At 66.1% G+C, this 17680-nt stretch carries 8 protein-coding genes, 1 tRNA gene and 2 pseudogenes; 3 read left to right on the top strand and 8 right to left on the bottom strand.

What is annotated here, in order from left to right; translation table 11 throughout:
* A pseudogene (locus WAA21_RS11330) lies at window positions 1–386 on the top strand (IS481 family transposase); the annotation flags it as partial.
* An 86-nt stretch (window positions 387–472) separates the two neighbouring features.
* Here the strand turns inward: WAA21_RS11330 and WAA21_RS11325 are convergent.
* Window positions 473–548 (bottom strand) — tRNA-Ser (locus tag WAA21_RS11325).
* Window positions 549–791: 243 nt separating this feature from the next.
* Between WAA21_RS11325 and WAA21_RS11320 the strand changes: the two genes are divergently transcribed.
* Together WAA21_RS11320 and WAA21_RS11315 are read left to right on the top strand one after the other, a co-directional pair.
* Window positions 792–1031 (top strand): ribbon-helix-helix protein, CopG family, encoded by a 240-nt coding sequence (locus WAA21_RS11320; RefSeq protein ID WP_336922912.1) that lies wholly within the window; start codon window positions 792–794, stop codon window positions 1029–1031.
* Window positions 1032–1391: 360 nt separating this feature from the next.
* Window positions 1392–1846, top strand: a pseudogene (locus WAA21_RS11315) (DDE-type integrase/transposase/recombinase); the annotation flags it as partial.
* Window positions 1847–1883: 37 nt separating this feature from the next.
* Here WAA21_RS11315 and WAA21_RS11310 read toward each other — a convergent pair.
* The 7 genes from WAA21_RS11310 to WAA21_RS11280 form a co-directional block, all read right to left on the bottom strand.
* Window positions 1884–3413 (bottom strand): hypothetical protein, encoded by a 1530-nt coding sequence (locus tag WAA21_RS11310; protein ID WP_336922911.1) that lies wholly within the window; start codon window positions 3411–3413, stop codon window positions 1884–1886.
* 2 nt (window positions 3414–3415) lie between these two features.
* Complete coding sequence (locus WAA21_RS11305) at window positions 3416–4663, bottom strand: hypothetical protein (RefSeq protein WP_336922910.1); 1248 nt, start codon at window positions 4661–4663, stop codon at window positions 3416–3418.
* A 169-nt stretch (window positions 4664–4832) separates the two neighbouring features.
* On the bottom strand, window positions 4833–8336 hold the full coding sequence (locus WAA21_RS11300) for a hypothetical protein (protein WP_336922909.1): 3504 nt from the start codon (window positions 8334–8336) through the stop codon (window positions 4833–4835).
* A gap of 1362 nt (window positions 8337–9698) precedes the next feature.
* On the bottom strand, window positions 9699–10739 hold the full coding sequence (locus tag WAA21_RS11295) for a pentapeptide repeat-containing protein (RefSeq protein ID WP_336922908.1): 1041 nt from the start codon (window positions 10737–10739) through the stop codon (window positions 9699–9701).
* Between the two features lie 241 nt (window positions 10740–10980).
* Window positions 10981–13248, bottom strand: a complete 2268-nt coding sequence (locus tag WAA21_RS11290; protein WP_336922907.1) for a KAP family P-loop NTPase fold protein — start codon at window positions 13246–13248, stop codon at window positions 10981–10983.
* Window positions 13245–16595 carry a DEAD/DEAH box helicase family protein gene (locus WAA21_RS11285; RefSeq protein WP_336922906.1) on the bottom strand — a complete coding sequence of 1117 codons (3351 nt, stop codon included), beginning with the start codon at window positions 16593–16595 and terminating at the stop codon, window positions 13245–13247. The genes WAA21_RS11290 and WAA21_RS11285 overlap by 4 nt, the downstream gene beginning before the upstream one ends.
* A gap of 9 nt (window positions 16596–16604) precedes the next feature.
* Entirely contained in the window at window positions 16605–17666 is a 1062-nt protein-coding gene (locus tag WAA21_RS11280; protein WP_336922905.1) for a hypothetical protein, read from the bottom strand.
* Between the last annotated feature and the right edge of the window lie 14 nt (window positions 17667–17680).

Raw genomic sequence — 17680 nt, 5'->3', positions numbered from 1 at the left:
CCGTCCAGCAGCTGCAAGGCCTCATCGACACCTTCGTCGAGCAGTACAACCACCACCGCCCCCACCGGTCCCTGCCCCACCACGCCACCCCCGCCACCCTCTACGACTCCCTGCCCCACGCCACCGTCACCCCCGCCGCGCGCGCCGGGCGGGACCGTGACACCCACGACCGGGTCCGACGCGACCGCGTCGACGCCAGCGGCAAGATCACCCTGCGCTACGACGGGCGGCTGCGCTCCATCGGCATCGGCCGAGCCCACGCCCGAACCCGCGTCCTCGTCCTCGCCCAGGACCGCCACGTCCGCGTCGTCCACGCCCACACCGGCGAGCTCCTCCGCGAGCTCACCATCGACCCCACCCGCCGCTACCAGCCACGCCACCCATGACCCCGCGGCCGCCGGAAACGACGAACGGCCGAACCCACAGAATGTGGGTCCGGCCGTCCGCGATGTCCTGAGACATCACAGTGCGGAGGGCGTGGGATTCGAACCCACGAGACGGGAGTGGGTACCCGCCCAACGGTTTTCAAGAGCGTCTGCTGTACCGCCTCTGACCTGCGGGTTCATGGGCGTGCGTCGGTCCGGGGGCACGGGACGGGCACGGCCAGCCTGATGACGTCTGCCGTCAGTCCGTGACGGCCGGACGGGGTGACGGCATCAGGGCTGTGCTCAGCAGTGCCCGCATGAGCTGGGCCCACATCCAGTGAACTGAGACGTCGACACGGTTGTGTTCTCCGAGAAGGCGCGAGTAGCCGAGACGGCTCCAAGCACACGCAATTTCGTCATGCGCTAATGGTCGTGGTGGGCGACGAGCAGATTCAGCAGTGGGCGGACGAGGCCGGGGCCGGCTACGACGTGGCGGGGCTGCAGCGACGCGGACGCGGCCGCCCCGGTCGAGGCGCGGAGCCCATGCAGGTCGTCGCCGTGCGCCTGACCGCGGAAGAGTTGGCCGCGGTCGACGCCGTGGCTGCCCGCGAGCACATCTCGCGATCGGAGGCGATCCGCAGGGCGTTGGCCGGCTTCGCCGCGTGAAGGTCCACGACAGCGCGCTCAAGCACGGGGTAGTTCCTCAAGACGCCATCTAGGCGGCCGACTGGCCGCTGTGGGTGGAGCCTCGGACGGCGACTGCCCCACCGCGAACTACGCCTCGGGTTCGACATATAGGCGCGGCTCCTCGTGACCGTCGTCCTGCTCCTCGAAGGCGCCGGCGCCCCCGGTCATCCAGGCCATGCCGACACGCAAGCAGTACTGGGAGCTCCTGCCCCGACCCGGCGCGGCAGCGCCCGTCACCCACCCAGTACGGCACCCGCTGGGCCTGATAGCGAGGGCGATGCGTTCCGCGGTAGGCCTGGCGCCACCGACATGTGTCACATGCTTGTGCAGCAGTCCCACGCGTTCAGCCGGATGATCGTGGGCTGGCGCGTCGCGTCCAAAATGCGCACCGAGACGGTGCTCGACGCGATCGAGATGGCCCGCTGGTCCCGCGGCACCCACCTGACCGGACTGCGGTGTCACTCGGATGTCGGCGTCAGTTCACGTCGCTACGTTACGGCGAACGCCTCGCAGAGAGCGGCGCGGTCCCCTCGATCGACACCGTCGGGGACTCTTTCGATAACGTGCTCGCGGAGACGGTGAACGGCTACTACAAGGCCGAGCTCATCCGCGGACCGGCCCGATCAGAGCCGTGGAAGAGCGTCGAGGACGTCGAGCTCGCGACCCTCGGCTGTGTCCACTGGCGCAACAGTCAGCGCCTGCACGGCTACCTCGACGACGTCCCGCCTACGGAGTTCGAGGAGGCGTTCTACGCTGCCTCACGGACCGACCAGCCCCTGGTCGAAATCCAATAGCCCGAGTCTCTACCGAACTCAGGGCGGTTCAAACCGTTCAGGGCGTTATCCTGCCCGCCAAGGTCAGGATCCACTCAGCGAACGCGGCCAGTTGGTCGCCAGTGGTTGGCAGCGTGCCAACCACAATCTCGTCGCCGAGCTGGGACAAGGTGCTCTGAGTAGTGGTGCCGAAGAACGTCCGGGTCACCACGGTGATCTCGGCGATCTGCTCCCACGGCTCAGACAGCAGGACGTAGTCGACGGTCTCGATGCGGACCCGCCCGGTCAAGTGCCGGATCTGGTCCTTAACCCACTGAGCGAACAGCCCGGCGCTGGAGGCATCCCCGCCCTTCATCTGCGCGGTAAAGGTCAAGAACGCCTCGCGCGTGTCCGTATTGACTATGGCGATCGCGTCGTCAACGAACAGCGGCATCCCGGTGCCGGTCACGCCGGGGGCGCGAAGGTCGGTCTGCGGCAGCCGCAGTTGGAACGGAGGTATCCAGTTCTTCGGTTTATCGGCCTTGAGGAACGCGATATTGTTCAGCACGTCAACCAGCATCTCCGAGTGCCGGAGCGCGTCCTGGTAACTGCGGATGTAGGTCGCGGACGCGCGGGCGGCCAACTCGCCCAGGTGTCCGAGCGTCTTATAGATGAGGCCCGCGATCTTGTCCGCCGCGTCCTTGTCGCCTTTGGACACCGCCGGAAGTGCGGCGACCACGTTGCACAGCTTGTCCCAGGCGTGCGGATGCGCGGCGGCAGCAGGAGCGATGACGTTCCGGTACACCTTCCCCAACTCTGGGGTAGGTGGCTGGAGCAGGCCCCGCAGGATGGCTCGGCGTAGCTCGACTCCGGCCTCGGTGGGCTGGGTCGCACGCAGCGTGTCCACGGCGACCTCGATCGCGTCGACATACTTGCCGGGCGGCTTTACGTCGACGCCCTGCTTCGCCAGGGCTGCCGCCTTGCGTCCGCTTAGGACGCTGCGGATCGTTGTGGCCAAGGAGTCACCCGCTGCCTTGAGGCTCTGGGGGTTGCCGAACTGGTCGACTCCGGTGAGGGCGTAGGAGCGCAACGCTGCGTGCCATTCGCGGAACGCGGCGACCAGCCGGTCGGACGCTGGGCCGAGCTTACCGGCGACCGCGAGCCGCTCGAGGTCGGTTAGGGATGCGTACGGCTTCACCGCCTTTTTGGCGTGTGGGACCACGGAGGCCACCGGCTTAGCGAGAGTCTTGGCGACGCGCAGCACCTCGTCCGCGTCGGCGCGCATCTGCTTGGCTACGTTCTCGGGCATGCCGCTGGCGACGGCGCGCAGCTGCGCAGCCAACTGGTCGGCGACCTTAGTCGCGAACTGCCTCACTCCGGGCGCGTTCGGGTACTCAACGACGTAGTCGAGCGCCTCCCGCCAGGCGCGGACCCGAGCGAGCAGAGGCCCGCTGGTCCCGGTGCCGATCCGGGTGGCCCAGCCCAGGGCGGCCAGCACCGAGGTGGCGTCATCGAAAACACCGCTGACCGCGGCCGCCACCGATTCAGCTTCCGGGAGCACCTCGTCCGCCGCCGCCACCTTCTGGGCCGCGGCGGGCAACTTCGTCATGCCTACGGCCCGCCCGTGCCGGAGATTTGCTCGGTAACGAACCCCCCGATACCAACCACAGCTCCGCTCCAGCCGGGCAGCAGGTCGCCGGCCATACTGATGGCCGCCCCGATCGCGGGAATGGAGCTTGGCTCGGTCGCGAGGGAGCGCGAGGGGTCCAGAATGGCTCGAAAGGCGGCCCGCTCGTTGTCCCCCTTGTCCATGACGGCCATCAGGTGCCAGGACGACTGCATCGCCCCAAGCAGCTTGGCGAGCCCGGCGGATCCGATCGCGATCTCGATTTGGAGGACGAAGAGAAGCGCGGTGAACGTCAGCGGCACGTCGCTCCTGGTGGCCCGTTCCACCGCGTGGGACACCACCGCGTCGCGGGTCAGCCCGAGATCCCGCCGAGCCTGCTCAATGAGCCTCGGGTATACCCAGACGCCCTTAGCTCCCCGTGCGAACGGGTCCGGGCCCAGGTGCGCCGGATGCATCCGTTTGAATCGCCAACGTCGCTCCGCCGTCTCCGGGTTCGGTTCAAGTTTCTCGCGACCAGGACGGCGGCGAAGTTCGGAGTTCTCCACGACCGTCAGCCAGGCGCGCGCGGCCACCGCTATCGCGGTCCGGGCGGCCTCGACGAGCGCCAGCGGCTGAGGATCGCGGGGTAGCCAGGTGAGCCAGGCCAGCAGCGGCCAACGGGTCACGTCCCGGTGCAGCCGTATGGCGCGCTCCGCGCGCGCCTTGAGCACCGGCGTCCGGTACCGTACGAGAGCCTCGGGGACGAGCACGTGCGCATAGTTCTCGATTGGGCGATACTTCTCCGCGGCGGTGTCGATAGCGCGGTTCAGCGGATCAAGATCGACCAGCAACTGCTTCCACGCCTGCAGGTGCGTGCCCTCCCGCAGCGTGATGCCTCGCCGGAAGGGATGCTTGTCGAGCTTGGCGAGCACCCGGATGTCCTCGAGCGAGCCGCCCGGCCAGAGAACGTTGGGTTGAAAGAAGGTGACCGCGGCGGTCCTGAGCTGGCGCAGACCTAACGCCAGCTCGTCGGCGAGGATCTGTTGAGCTCGTCGGTCGATGTTGATCAGCTGTTGGAGGGTGGCGTCGACGAGCGCTTCGGCGGTGCTGTGCGCGACGTTGGCGACGTGCTGGACCGGGACCGCTGGATCCGCCTTGAAGATTGCCTCGTAAACCTCCCTGACAGCAGGCCAGCCACCGGTGGCGAGGTACAGCGAGAGTAGGTCGCGCATCTGTTCCGGGTCGTTGGTCACCGTGTGGCGCTGAGCCTGCGAGTCCTTGGACAGCCTCGGCAGCATGACAGTGACCGCGCGCGAGCTTGTCACGGGCTGCGCCGGTGTCGGCCTCGTGGTGGTAGGGACGGGGTCGGTCCAGGAGATCGACACCACCCGGTCGGTGGGCGCCAAGGGGGCCAGCCCGCAATCAGCCGGTTGTGACAGGCGGAGACGCCGGGGCTGCACCGCTGCCGCTACGACCTCCGCCGCGGGCGTCGGTGCCGTCCGCATTCGTACTGCCGCCGCTGGCGTGGTGGAGGTGCAGGTCGACCGCCAGCGGGGTCGGTGGGGACTCAAACGCCGAAACATCGCCGGCCGCAAGCCTGTTGGTGCGACGGCCGCCCTCCGCCTCGTCCAAGGCGAGGGCGGCTCGCAATTGCTGGAGCTCTAGGTCGTTGAGCGCCACCTGGTGCGGTTCGGCCGCGCTGCACTTGCCAAGCGAGGTCTCCACGGTCAGGCCTGGGGTGGGCAAGATTACGTCATCGGCCTCGATCTCCTCGGCAATCTTGATCGCCTCGTCCGCAGCCTGCTTAAGCGTGTCGGAGATGCCTTTGACCAGAGTCTCAAGCTCGCTCTTGGCGGTCGGCGACAGCGGGACGGCGAGCAGGTCGCCGCTGTGTGCGACCACCCGGGGTTCAAAGAACCCTACCCGCAGTTGCGGCGCCGCCGCGGCGAGCGCCGACAGCTGCTCTCCGGGTGGGAGCGCCTGGAACAGCACGTACCGGTAGTAGTCGGCATGACCGTTCAGGTGCGCCAGCAGCGCGTCCTCGCGTTCGCGGGCGTCGGCGATCTCGTCAAGCCCATACTTCATCTCCAGCTTGTCCACCCAGTTTGCCGCCGCTTGTGCCTCGTTGGCTTTGTTCACCATCTCCTGCTGAGCCAGGACCGCGCCGCCCTCGGCCTCCTTGGCGTCGTAGTCGCGCAGGATCTTGATCAGTCGTTCGCAGGCGGCCGCGATGCCGTTGTCGTCGGGGTCGTACAGGCCGTTCTTGCGAGCTTCGCCGGACCACCAGGCCCAATCCCACGGGGCGCCCATCCGGTTGTGAAACTCGGCGGCGAGTGCGCCCTCTTCCTTCTCGTTGTCCTTCAACGAGTGCAAGTCCTTCATTCCAGGGAACCCGGTGGGGACCGCGTCCACCAGTGCGCGGGCATGATTTGGGGTAAGCGGGCTCGCGGTCGCGTCACGCATCTGTGCGAGGGCGTTGATGAACCCGATGCCGAGTCGGGTCTCGACCAGTCGACGCCAGAGCCACATCTGGCCCTTCTTGCGCATGTCCGCGGTGACGGTGCCATGCGCGGCGATGGTGGCCAACGCCGAGTTGATCTCGGCGCTGAGCACCGCGGCCGAGGAGGTCTTGATCCGGTCGAGGGTCGCCTCGAGGACGGCCTTGTGTGGGTTGTCCGGCGCCTTCGGCGCGGTGGTGTCGCTGGCGGCCGGCTCGACGCGCTGACGGTCCAACTCGGCGACCTCCTTGGCGCGGGCGGCGGTCCGTTCGGCCTCCTCCCAGGCGTGCTTGTAGCTGGCAAGCAGCCTGGCCGCGGCGAATCCGCCACTCAGATCGGGAGTGAGCAGAGCCTGCCGCAGCGCGGTCTCGTTGGTCCGCACGGTGAGGTTGTCGAAAACGACCCCGCGTAACGGGTTCGGCACCATCACTACGGTCTTCAACTTCGCGGGCACGAAGGCGGTGGTGATCGTGTAGTGGGCGAGCTGCTCGTAGTAGTCCAGGGTCAGCGTGTGCCAGCGATTGGGGTTGTTGACCTGCCGGATGACCTCGTCGCCCCGGATGGACTCCTGGGACTCGGTGATCTTCGTGATCCGCCGGGACCGGACCCGCGCCGAGGCGCGCCGCACCGTCTCACTCATGCTGGAAGACGTGGTCCGGCACACCTGCTCCAGAGCGGACCCGTTCTGCAGCGAGCCGCCCGCGCCGGCGGTGATGGAGGCAAAGCCGGTGCTGTAGGAGGCGTCGACTTCGCCGTGCGCCTGGGCGTTGAAGTCCTGGCTGGAGGTCATCTCGCGGAACACATCTTCTGTGTCCCTGGTGGTGGAGGTGAAGTCCTGACTCAGCTCGGTCTCGGTTTCGGTGGATTGTTCGAGTGCCTTGGCCGTGCGTTCCCAGCTGTACATCCGGATGGTGCGGGTCTCGCCCGGAGCCAGCGCGATCGATGACAGCAAGTTGCCGCGGGAGCAGCCCTCGAACGTCCACCGCTGCCGCCACGGCAGCAGCAGCGCGACGGGCAGTGGCGTCGCTTTGGTTCGCGGGAAGTTGTCGGCGCTCGCGGTTCCCGGTGGAGCGCCGGGCACAGCAGTGGAGCCGCCGGCTCCCGGCGGCGAGTGGCGTCTGCGTTCAAGCAGTTCGAGCCAGAGGAGATATCGGTAGTCGAGCTCGAGCTCCAGTATCGGCTGTTCCAGCCCCGGCCAAGGCCCGGCGTCCGGGTCGAGCGTGAGGCCGACCTCATCCCAGAACGGACCTGTCAGCACTCCGTCCACGCCGGGAAGTCCAAGTGCGCGCGCGGGTGCTGCCACGGCTCCGTGTGGGAGTTCGCCGACGCCGTCGCTCGGGTCCCAGCCAGGCTCAAACGGGCCACCGCGCGGCAGGTCACGCAGGAGGGGGTCCGAGGCGAGGCGGGCGGTCGGCGGCGCGAACGCCCGCGCTATCGGTGCCCAGATGCGGCCCCGGTTGACCCGTGCCTCGCGAGAGATCGATGCGGCGGGCAGGCGTGACGCGCGGGCTTTGATGCGAAGTTCGATGTTGGTTCCATTGACCGCGACGGTGGCTGGCTGGTTGGTGCGGAGTGCGTGGACGGCGGCGGCGTCCAGCGGAACGCGCACCGGTGTTGCCTGCAGGCTCGGCACGACCGGGTCGGCGAGGAAGGCCGCAAGGTCATGCACCACGAACTTCTCCGCGGCCGGCGCGGCGGCGTCGGCGGTGCGGGAGGGACGCACCGTGTAGAGGCGAAGTTCTCCAGTACCGGTCCGCACCGTGAGCTGGATCGCCTGCCCTGCGACCAGTGCCGCAGTGACATCGGCGTCGATGGCGAGTTGCTCCCCGCGGGGAAGGGCGATCTGTCCGGTCGCGATCGCGGTGTCGATTTCGTTCTCGGAGAGGGTGACCGGGGTGGACTCCGGGGTGAGCCGCACCAACAGGTGTTGGGTGGGGTCGGAGTCGTCAAGGGCCGGCTTGTTCGTCGCGAGCACAGTGACTGCGAGACCAGACTTGAGCGCCTCCGCTACTGCGCCACTCAGTTGCGGGTAGCGAGCCTTGCTGTCCACGGTGACCCTTCCACCCGACAGCACCGGGGACAGGTCAGAGACCTTCTTCTCAACCGGGCTCTGGGTGAGCAGGCCGATCGGGTTGCTCACCCGGCCGAGAAGGGCCAGCGGAACACCGCCCAATGTCTCCAGCAAGGACGCTGACCGGGTGCCGCCCTCAAGCCAGGCCAGATCGTTGGAGCCGTCGCTGGTCGTGACGCGGCGGGCGGGTGTGGCCGCTGAGCCACCGGACGCCGCCCCCGCCGCCGCGCCGGCGGTCCCGGTCGTTCCTCCTGCGGTGCCGGTCGTCGCCGATGAGCCTGTCGACGCGGTCGCGGTTGACGCGGGGGGCGGGGCGACTTGGTTAATTGCACCGTCGGGCATCACCGTCACGGGCACGGTGACTTCCTGTCCACTCACAGTCTCGCGGTGGTACAGCATGACGAACTGGCCGAACTCGAACTGACGAGTGACCCCCCACGCGTCGAGGACCTTGTCGCATCCGGCCGAAAAGAGGTTCGGCTTGGTGCGGTTCGGGGCCGTGGCGGCCCCAGCCTTCGACCTGCCGGCTGCCGTGTCACCCGCTCTCGTCCCTATTGCGCCCCGTGGGCGCTTGGCGGTTCGCGCTGGGGAGGTGTCCGACCGGAAAGTCCGGGTGCCGGCGGCCAATGCAGAGGTTCCGGTCGTGTCCGCGTCCGAAGTGGACATGGCGGTGGCTCCCCTCGGACCCGACGCTTGGCCAGGCAGGCGGTCCCCCGTAAGCCGCAGCCAACAGTCGCTGTGTCTGAACCTCGCCACGACGCGCTGGTGGTGTGGCGCGATTCCCAGAGTAAAGACCTCAGACGACGAGCGGTCAAGGTTGTTGCATGCTCGGGACTGCTGCACGGCCGGGTGACAACTGCCCTGTGATGTCCGCGGGGCGCGTGAAGCCGAGCACCGCCCCCCTCGGGAATCAACTCCCGACGCGTCGTCAGCCAGCGAACGCAGCTGCATGTCACCTAGCCCCGTCAACAGCCGCCACCCACCCGGTGCCGCTCCATCCAGTTGGGGTGGGTTCGTCGAGCGGGCGTCGTGCGGGCTGGTAGTCGCCGGCGCCCAGGAACGGTCCGAAGTCGAGGCCGGTGAGGGCGGCGACGTCACCAACGGGCACCTGGAAGGTGAACAACGGACCCAACGGGGGTGGCTGTCCTTCGCTGAGGGCGCGTTGGGTGACGAGGTCGATGTCGTCCAGCTGTGGGGTCGCGCTGCCGCCGCGCGTCCGAGGCTTCGCGTGGGTGAGGCCTGCAGTCTCGACCTCATCGACCTCCCTGTGGATAACCGGCAGCCCCCTTGACCGCGCCTCCTTGGTGAGGGATTGTCGTGTTTGAGCGGAGGGCGTGGGATTCGAACCCACGAAACAGGAATGATTACCTGTTCAACGGCTTTCAAGAGCGTCTGCTGTTCGGCTGCTGACCTGCAGGTTCGGACGCCTCCTTTCGTTCGGGGGCACGAGACGGGCACAGTTCTCGGTCCATTGCTGGCCGCGGTTGGCCAGTGACTGCCGGACACGAGCGCATGAGACCGCACAGGGACGGAGTGGGGCTCCTCAAGCTGCGGCCCCCGGCGCGACGGCGACCCACCTTGGGCCGGTCGGCGGCAACACACGACAGCTGTCACCGACGCGTGCCGCGGACCCGACGACACCTGCGCGGCTCACACGACCACACCAGACGTCAGGCGTCACCTACGCGTGCATTGCTGCCCTCGGCACCTTCACGACATTCAAGCCTCGCGGCCTCTGGCCGTTCGTCTGATAGTTGCACTCGGTGGCCCACCCGGTCCAATGCTGGAGTCACGGAAATCGATGGTGCCTTCGAAAATGGCGTGCACGAAGAAGGCCTCCTTGCCTGCCTCGAAAGCGCAAAATTCGGCCTCTCCATCGAACTTCGCGCTGATGAAGCCTGCCTCCCCGTGAACAAAAGCGTCGTTGAATGCTACGTCGCCCCCAAAGTGGGCGCCGGTGTGGAATTCGGCATTTCCGTCGAAAATTACCTTGCGGAAGAGAGTCTCTCCCTCAAAAACAGCCTCATCGAAAGAGTCCTGTGCACTGAAGCGTGCTCGGTCGGCCTGCCAGTCGTAGAGCACCGCTCGCCGCAGGTCCAGCGTGCAACCGGTCCATGTCCCCGCCTCGACCGGCACCTTGGTCGGTGTCTCGGACGCATCCTCAAGGTTGTGGTCGAGTCGGATCACAACTTCGCGCTGGATAGTACGACGCACCTCTATCTCAGCGCGAAGCGATGTTGCTTCCTCTGTAGTTGAGCCAGCTTCTTCGACTGCTCCCGGCGGCATGCGCAGGTAGGCGCAAAGCACGTCGACGCACGTCTGCCGCTGCTCAGGCCACTCGTCCGCAAGCCGGCTCAATGCGTAGACGCCAGCAACTCTCTGCGCTGAGCTACTTGCGCCAAGCTGAGCTGTCGCCGACTCGAACCGCCGAGAAAGCTCCACGGCCTCGGCGCTGTGAGCGTCCACCTCCGTAATGCGTTGCCGCCGGTAGGCGTAGACACCAGCGAGAACGACCGCAATCAAGCCCAAGAGGGTACCCGCCGCTGGCACAACCTCGAAGACATCAACCTCGGCCGGAAGATCAAGGCGGCCCCCTGGCGTGGCGAGGCCGACTAGTGTCGCGAATGCCAGAAACGCTAGGACGAGTGTGACCGCAACAGAGATGAGCGCGACGGTGATTATGTTGCTTCGGGGCAGCGCTGGGGCCCTAGCGGCCGAAGTCGCTGCGGGCTTGAATCGATCCCGAAGATGGGTCCGCATACCAGCAGTGTTTCACTCCTCAACGCTCGGGAACGCTGTGCGCCTTGGTTCGCCCGAGGCGGGTCATGCCTGGTGCTCCCTGACAATCGCCGCCGCTGGCACGTCCGTCGTGTGGAGCTCAGCAGACCCGAGTCGAGACACAGACGCGGCTGACTAACGGAGCGTGGCGACAGACGAGGCACCAGTCTCGCAGGAGGCGAGTACGAATCGAGACTGGCGCCGAGAGGGATTCGCCAAAGCGTCAGGAGTCGCCCTGCTCATGATCGCCGTCACCGCCAGTGGCCGTCGCTTCGCCGCCGCTCGCGACCTCAGCCTCGTGGCCGCGGCGCGCTCGCACGCGCTCTAGGCCGGTCAACGCGCACTCGATTCTCGCCTCGAGATCGTCGGCGTCAACTGGTCCATCGAAGTACTGATTAGTCACGTGTCGCTCCAGCAGTTCCGGCTGCTCCGGGAGGCGGTCGAGGACGCGGTCAAGCCCGAGCATGTCCTCGATGGTCCCTTCCGAAAAGTCGCCCATAGAAGTCCAGGTGTCCTCACCGTTGCTAGCTTGCCCAAGCGGTATAAGCAGTCCGAGAATCTCACGCAGTTCCCACACGCCCGAGTCGATCGCCTCCCAGAGCAAGCCGCGGGTCTCCCCAGGTTGAGCGAGATGGAAGTGGCTGTACAGAAGCGACAACAGTCTTGGGTGTGATCGAGCGGGCTCTCCGGCGAGCGTCCGAATGGCTGTCGAGAGGGCGTTAGCTACAGCTGGCTTCGCCCTTTCGGCCCACGGGTGCGGAGTGTCGGAGTCCCTCAAGGCGACCCGCGTTATGTCGGCCGCCAGCGCTAGAGACGCCGAGTCGGATTGGGCCAACGATTCGACAAGATCGCTCGCCGCCGATACTTCGGTCTGGTCAAGCACGTCAACTGAGAGACTGATGATGCTGAAGTCTGGAGACAGCCCGAAGGGGCCGCTTTTCTGGTCCATCGCTGAGAAGTAGAGGCTGGCGAGGAGACGCAGGGTGCTCGACGCTCGCAACGGCGACGCTCGGTGCTCTCTTCGCAATTTGCTCAAAGCGGGCGAAGCATCCGCGCGCATTCGCTGTACTAGTTCCTTGGTGGCGGGACCCAGCCTTCCATCTCGGAGCTCCTCAGCAGCCGTTCTGACGGTCGACTCAGCCAGATCCGATTCCGGGACCCCGACCTGGACGTACCGGTCGAAGTGTTCCGACGTGCCGACTCCCATCCTCTGCTTGACGTCCTCCTGATAGGACGACCCAACGTACTGAGTGCCTTCCTTGGCGCCGCGGATGTAGAGGAAGAGGTGTGCCAGGAGGTCCTCGATGGCAGCCGGGTGCCGCGGCTCAGCATCGGCGATTTGCTGCTTCCAACGCGCCAATCGGTCCTGCGGCGATTCCTTGTGTGCCTTGAGACTCCAAGCGGAGGGCTGCTGAAGAATCTCAGCGCGTTTTTCGAGGATGACGTCCAGAAGAGGCCGCTCGAAGACACGAAGGAACGTCATGGCGACGAAGTCCGAGAAGTCAACCTCTCCTGAAACGTCGGGCCAGGTCGCATCGACCTGAGTGAACAGCCGCTTGACTGACCGCGGCTGATCTAAGTAGACCGACAAGCAGTCCCGCCACATCCGCTGCATCCGCCGGTTAGTACCGGCCGTGAGCGTGATGCCTCTCCTTGCACAGATCTCATCGATGGCGGCTTGGGCCAATGCGGCCTGCTGCTCTGGCAGCATAGGAGGGACCTCAAGACGGACCTGGATAATTTTCTCCAGGTACTGTTGAGCGCGGCCGGAGCCCCGCCCAGCCAGGTCAGTTGATTCCAGAAGATCTGTCAGGGTCGCCTCGTCGTAAGCAAGCAAGTAGTACACGTTCGGCAGGCGACCGAGGAGTCGCACGAGTTTGAAGGTGTACAGCAACTCGTCTGGCGCCAGGCGGTCCAGGTCATCGAGTACCATCAATACTGGGTGGTCGATCCTGCTAAGCCCCTCCGCGGCGGACTCCCGCAGTTTGGCCGGACTTCGGTCTCCGGTGATTACAGCCCCAACAGCGCCTATCGCTCCCGATCCGTCGACGCCCGCTACACCGCCGGCCGCGCCGAGTGGCGCTGCCTTAGAAACCCACTCGCCCACAACCGCGCGCCATTCCTTGCCAAGAACATCCTCGGGGACGGCGTCCCGCAATGAAGCAAAGAAGCCAGCAGCGGAACCCGCGAAGTCAGAGTAGGCCCATGGGTTGTGATACCCGATGTACCAGTTGCTGGTGAACAGCTCAGTCTCGATTTGGCCGAGTAAACTGGACTTCCCCGATCCCCACGGACCGACGAGACCGACTACAGCGCTCTCGGTCTCTTCGGCAAGGTCGCGAATGGCACGCGCCAACTGGGTCGCCAGTCGCTTTCGATTCAGTACGTCACGTTCCAGGCCGTCTGCGTCGTCAGCGTAAAGTGACTGTGTCTTGCGCTGGAGAACCCGAGGTGTGCGTACCCTGTCCGCCCGTTTCGAACTGAAGATCACGCTACCTCCTTCGGCAGGGCGGTCTGCTTGATCTCGTTCAGTGTCTTGACGATGACCTCGACGTCGGAGTCTGGGAAGATGTAATCAGGACCGGTGGGGGCGCGGTCCGTGTACGGCGACTCGAAGAGCCGAGCAGGTTCCATGACGCCGTTCTTCGTCAACTCGTCGACGATGAGGTTCACGAAGCGGACCTGCTCGGCCGAGAAGCTGGTGCCGTTCAGGTAGCGCTCGAACGCCTCGGTGGCTGCCGCGCGGTCGAGGCCGACCAGGCCACGTACGAAGACTCCCAGGCCGCCCCCCTGCTGGGTTACCCAGGCGATGTCAACAGCCTGACCGCCGGAGGCAACAAGCATGTTCTCCAGCTCCGTCAGATCCTCGGGTGTGAGCTGCTTGTTTCGGCGCAGGCGCTGCAGGGCGAGGTTGTCGAGGTGGTCGCGGAGGTAGGCCTCAGCCTTCGAGCGGAAGCGCTCGAAGTTGGTGCCGGGCGTTACGCGGGGCAGTACGACCTCGATTCCTTCGGCAAGCGTGTCCTCGAAGTCGGTGTAGATCGGGTTGCGGGCCGTCTTCTCGATGAAGCTGGCGAGACTACGGATGCGGAGTCGCGCGACCTCCAGCATTGGCAAAGTGACGTCGATCCACCAGTCGTCCCCGGCAACCGACTCCAGCAGGACGGCCTGCTCGGCGATACTCGGGATCGTGGTCTTGCCTAGCAGTGACGCCGCGATCTCTTGCACAGTCTCCCGCAGCCGCTCGGCTAACACGGCGTCGCCGTCGAGCTGGGCGAGCTGGCGGCGCAGGATGAGCAGGTCGAAGCGCTTGGCATCCTCATCGTCGTCGCGGACCGAGGATGGCAAACCAGCGAGCGTTAGCGGCGCCTCCAAGTCCTCCGTACCGAGGTTGCTCCAAGCGTCGGCAGACGCGTACATCTCGACGGCGCGACGGTGGGGCCGGACGACGAAGTTGTCAAGGTTCATGCCGGCCACGAACTCGCGCAACGTCTCCACCGTCGACGACCTAAGGTCGGGTTCGTCACCGGCAAGCGCGGTGACAAGCCCGAGCCGCGCTTCGAAGAGGCGCTGGGTGAGTGACTTCTGAACCTGACCCTGCGAGCCGGGCAGGTCCTGGCTGAAGTACTCAAGGTTGCCGCAAAAGTCGAAGACGAGGAAGTCCTCCTTGTCCTCGCTCGGGCCGAACAGGTCGGGACACAGGCGAGTGCCGCGGCCGATCATCTGCCAGAACTTCGACTTCGAGCGCACCAGCTTGAAGAACACGAGGTTGACGACCTCGGGCACGTCGATACCGGTGTCGAGCATGTCGACGCTGATCGCGATATGCGGCGCCTTGTCCTTGATCGAAAAGTCGTCAATCAGGGACTGTGCGTACGGCGTGCCGTGGGTGATCACGCGGGCGAAGTGGCCGGCGAGCTCGGGGTAGGCGAGGTTCCAGCGCTTCTCGATGAACTCGGCGTGCTTCTGGCTCTTGGCGAAAATGATCGTCTTGCCCAGCCGGTCGCCGCCCGCCACCTTGTAGCCCTGCATCACCAAGGTCTCGAGCACCTTGTCGACAGTGTCCTCGTTGAAGAGGAACCGGTTGATCTCCTCGGCTCCGACCTCGTCGGGAGGTCCGTTCTCGCCCCAGTCCAGCGCATCCCACTGATCCTTCTCCTCCTCGGTGAGGTCGTCGTACTTGATGCCCGCGCGCAGAAACTGAGTGCCCACGCTGATGCCCTTCGGGGGCACGAGATAGCCGGCACCGACAGCCTCGTCCAGCGAGTAGTTGTCGGTGGGGACGCCGTCCTCGAGGTGGAACAGCCTGTAGGTGTTGTGGTCGACCTCGTCCTTCGGGGTCGCGGTCAGGCCGACGAGCAGGGCGTCGAAGTAGTCGAAGATCGCGCCGTACTTGGCGTAGACCGAGCGGTGGGCCTCGTCGATGACGATGAGGTCGAAGTAGCCGGGACCGAACCGACGCAGGCCGCCGTCGACCTCGTTGATCAGGTTCACCATCGTCGGGTACGTCGAGACGTAGACGCGACCCTCGACGGCCTTCTCCGTCACGAGGTTCACGGTCGTCGAGCCGGGCAGGTGCTCCTTAAACGCGTTCGCGGCCTGGTTGACCAACGCCGTGCGGTCGGCGAGGAAGAGGACTCGCTTGACCCAGTTCGCCTTCTGCAGCAGGTCGACAAGGGCGATGACGGTGCGGGTCTTGCCCGAGCCTGTCGCCATCACCAGTAGGGCCTCGCGCTGCTTGCGGTCGAACGCATGGCTGACTGCCTTGATAGCCAGTACCTGGTAGGGGCGACCGGCGATGTCGGTGTTCACCGGAGCGCTCGACATAGCCTGCTTGGTCCGGCGGCGCTGGATCAGCAGCTCGAGCTCGTCGCGGGTGTAGAAGCCCTGGGTCTCGCGGGGCGGGTAGCCGCCCGCGTCGTCCCAAATCCGGTGCTCGTAACCGTTGGTGTAGAAAATCACCGGCCGCCGCCCGAACTGCTTCTCGAGACAGTCGGCGTACAGCTTGGCCTGCTGCTGGCCCACCTCCGGCGACTTCGCCGTGCGCTTGGCCTCCACCACGGCCAGCGGCAAGCCGTCGGCGCCCCACAGTACGTAGTCGACGAACCCCTTGCCCTCGGCGTTCGGCATGCCAGCGACCTCGTACTCGCGGTCGCGCCCATCGGCGAGCTCCCAGCCAGCCTCGTGGAGCAGTACGTCGATGAATAGGTCGCGGGCCACGGCCTCGTCGTAGTCGCGGGTGTCCGGCGCGGTCGCCGCCTGCGCCGCGGCGATCTGCGCTTTCAGTTGCGCGATCTCGGCCTCGTGCTGAGCGAGACGGTCGTCCTTCTCCGCGAGCTCACGGGCGTGGGCCTCGTCCTGCGCCTTGAACTTCGCGGCCAACCGAGCGACCTCGTCGCGCGACAGCGGCGCTGCTTGAGCGGCGCGCGCGGGGTCGAACTGCGCCTGCAACGGCACCGCGCCGGGGGACGGTGAGTGGTGGTACGACGTCCACACCACCACGTTGAACAACTCGCGCAGCACCGCGAGCGACACATCGGGGCGGATCTGACGGTTCTCGTGGACAGCGGTGTTGGCGATGCGACGGATCGCGGTCAGCTTCTGCGCGATGCCCTGCGGCACCTTCGCCTTGAACGCGGGGTCACCGATCTTGGCGGCGAGGTCGTCGCGGTACGGCGTCCGCAGGGACAGGACGTCGTAGAGGTAGCCGACGAGCTCCTCGACGACGCGACGGCTATAGAAGCACGCAGAACGAGGATCGGACGACAAGTACGACTCAGCCCGGACGCAGTCCTCATGCACGGACGGCAGCGTCTGGCGGACGAAGTCGAAGTTTCCCATCGCAGTCGTCTACTCGCTATCGTCGATGTTGAAGTGGTCGGCCAATCGGCCGAGGGTGAACTCCTGGCGCAGTTTGCAAGCACTGTGCTGACTAGCGAACAACCCCTTTTCCCAGAAGGCGGCGGCCTCGGGACGGGCGTCGAGCCACTCCACGGGTACGACCCACTCGGCCGTGTCGGCGTCGGCGTTGTCGAAGTGTGGTTGCGGTGTGCCGGCGAGGTCCTGCTCGGACAGCTTCACCCAGCCCTCGCCGACCTTGACCTTGGCGTCCGTCCACCGGCGCGCTGGGGCGAGGGTCTTGCCGACGGCCACGTAACCGGTGCCGGGGAGGTTCACCCATACGCGTGCGCCTTCGGGCAGTGACCTCATCGTCTGGGAGTAGAACTTCCCGCCCCCGGCCGCGATGAACTTGAACCGGTGTGCGTCTTCCCAGTTCCGGTTTCCACCGTAGGACACGTACCAGTCCAGTCCGTTCCAGGCGGCACGCTTGCCCTTCCTGGCCGCCGACGGCGCTGCTGGAGCGCCTTCCTCGGACAAGCCGAGCCACGAACGGGCGAGATAACGACGGCCGTCGTCTTCGAGATAGGAGAAGAAGACCGCGTTGACGGGAACTCCAAAGTCACGCAGATAGTTGACGATGCGCTCCGAGCTTGCGTCGAGCTCGGCAGCCACAATGGTGAGGCTGAGGTCGCCATTCAGCTCGTCGGGCGGGGCGCTGCCGAAGACGTCCTCGAACGCAGCCTCGAAGGGCTGGTCAAGGTGCTTCGTTGCGATGTCGATGATTTCGTCCCGTGACAGCGTCGAGGCCCACGACCCGTAGTCGAGAACCTGGGCGACAACCTCGCGTGGAGTCTTGTCGCGCTTGAGCTCCAGCAAGTTAAGGTTGCCCTCGGCGTCGATCGCCAGTAGGTCGAGACGTGGACCGTAGGGCGTGATGACCTCGCTCCCGATGACCAGCAGGCGTTCGCCGAGTAGGGACGGGTCGCGTTTGAGGAACTCATGCAGGTCCTTCTCTGCCGGGAGCACCGAGGTCGTCAGTGGCTTCGGCGCGGCACCGTCGATGCGCCACATCCTCATCTCAACAG

This window comes from Aquipuribacter sp. SD81 (genome assembly GCF_037153975.1).
Lineage (GTDB): Bacteria > Actinomycetota > Actinomycetes > Actinomycetales > JBBAYJ01 > Aquipuribacter.
This window is presented reverse-complemented; position numbering and strand designations above follow the sequence as displayed.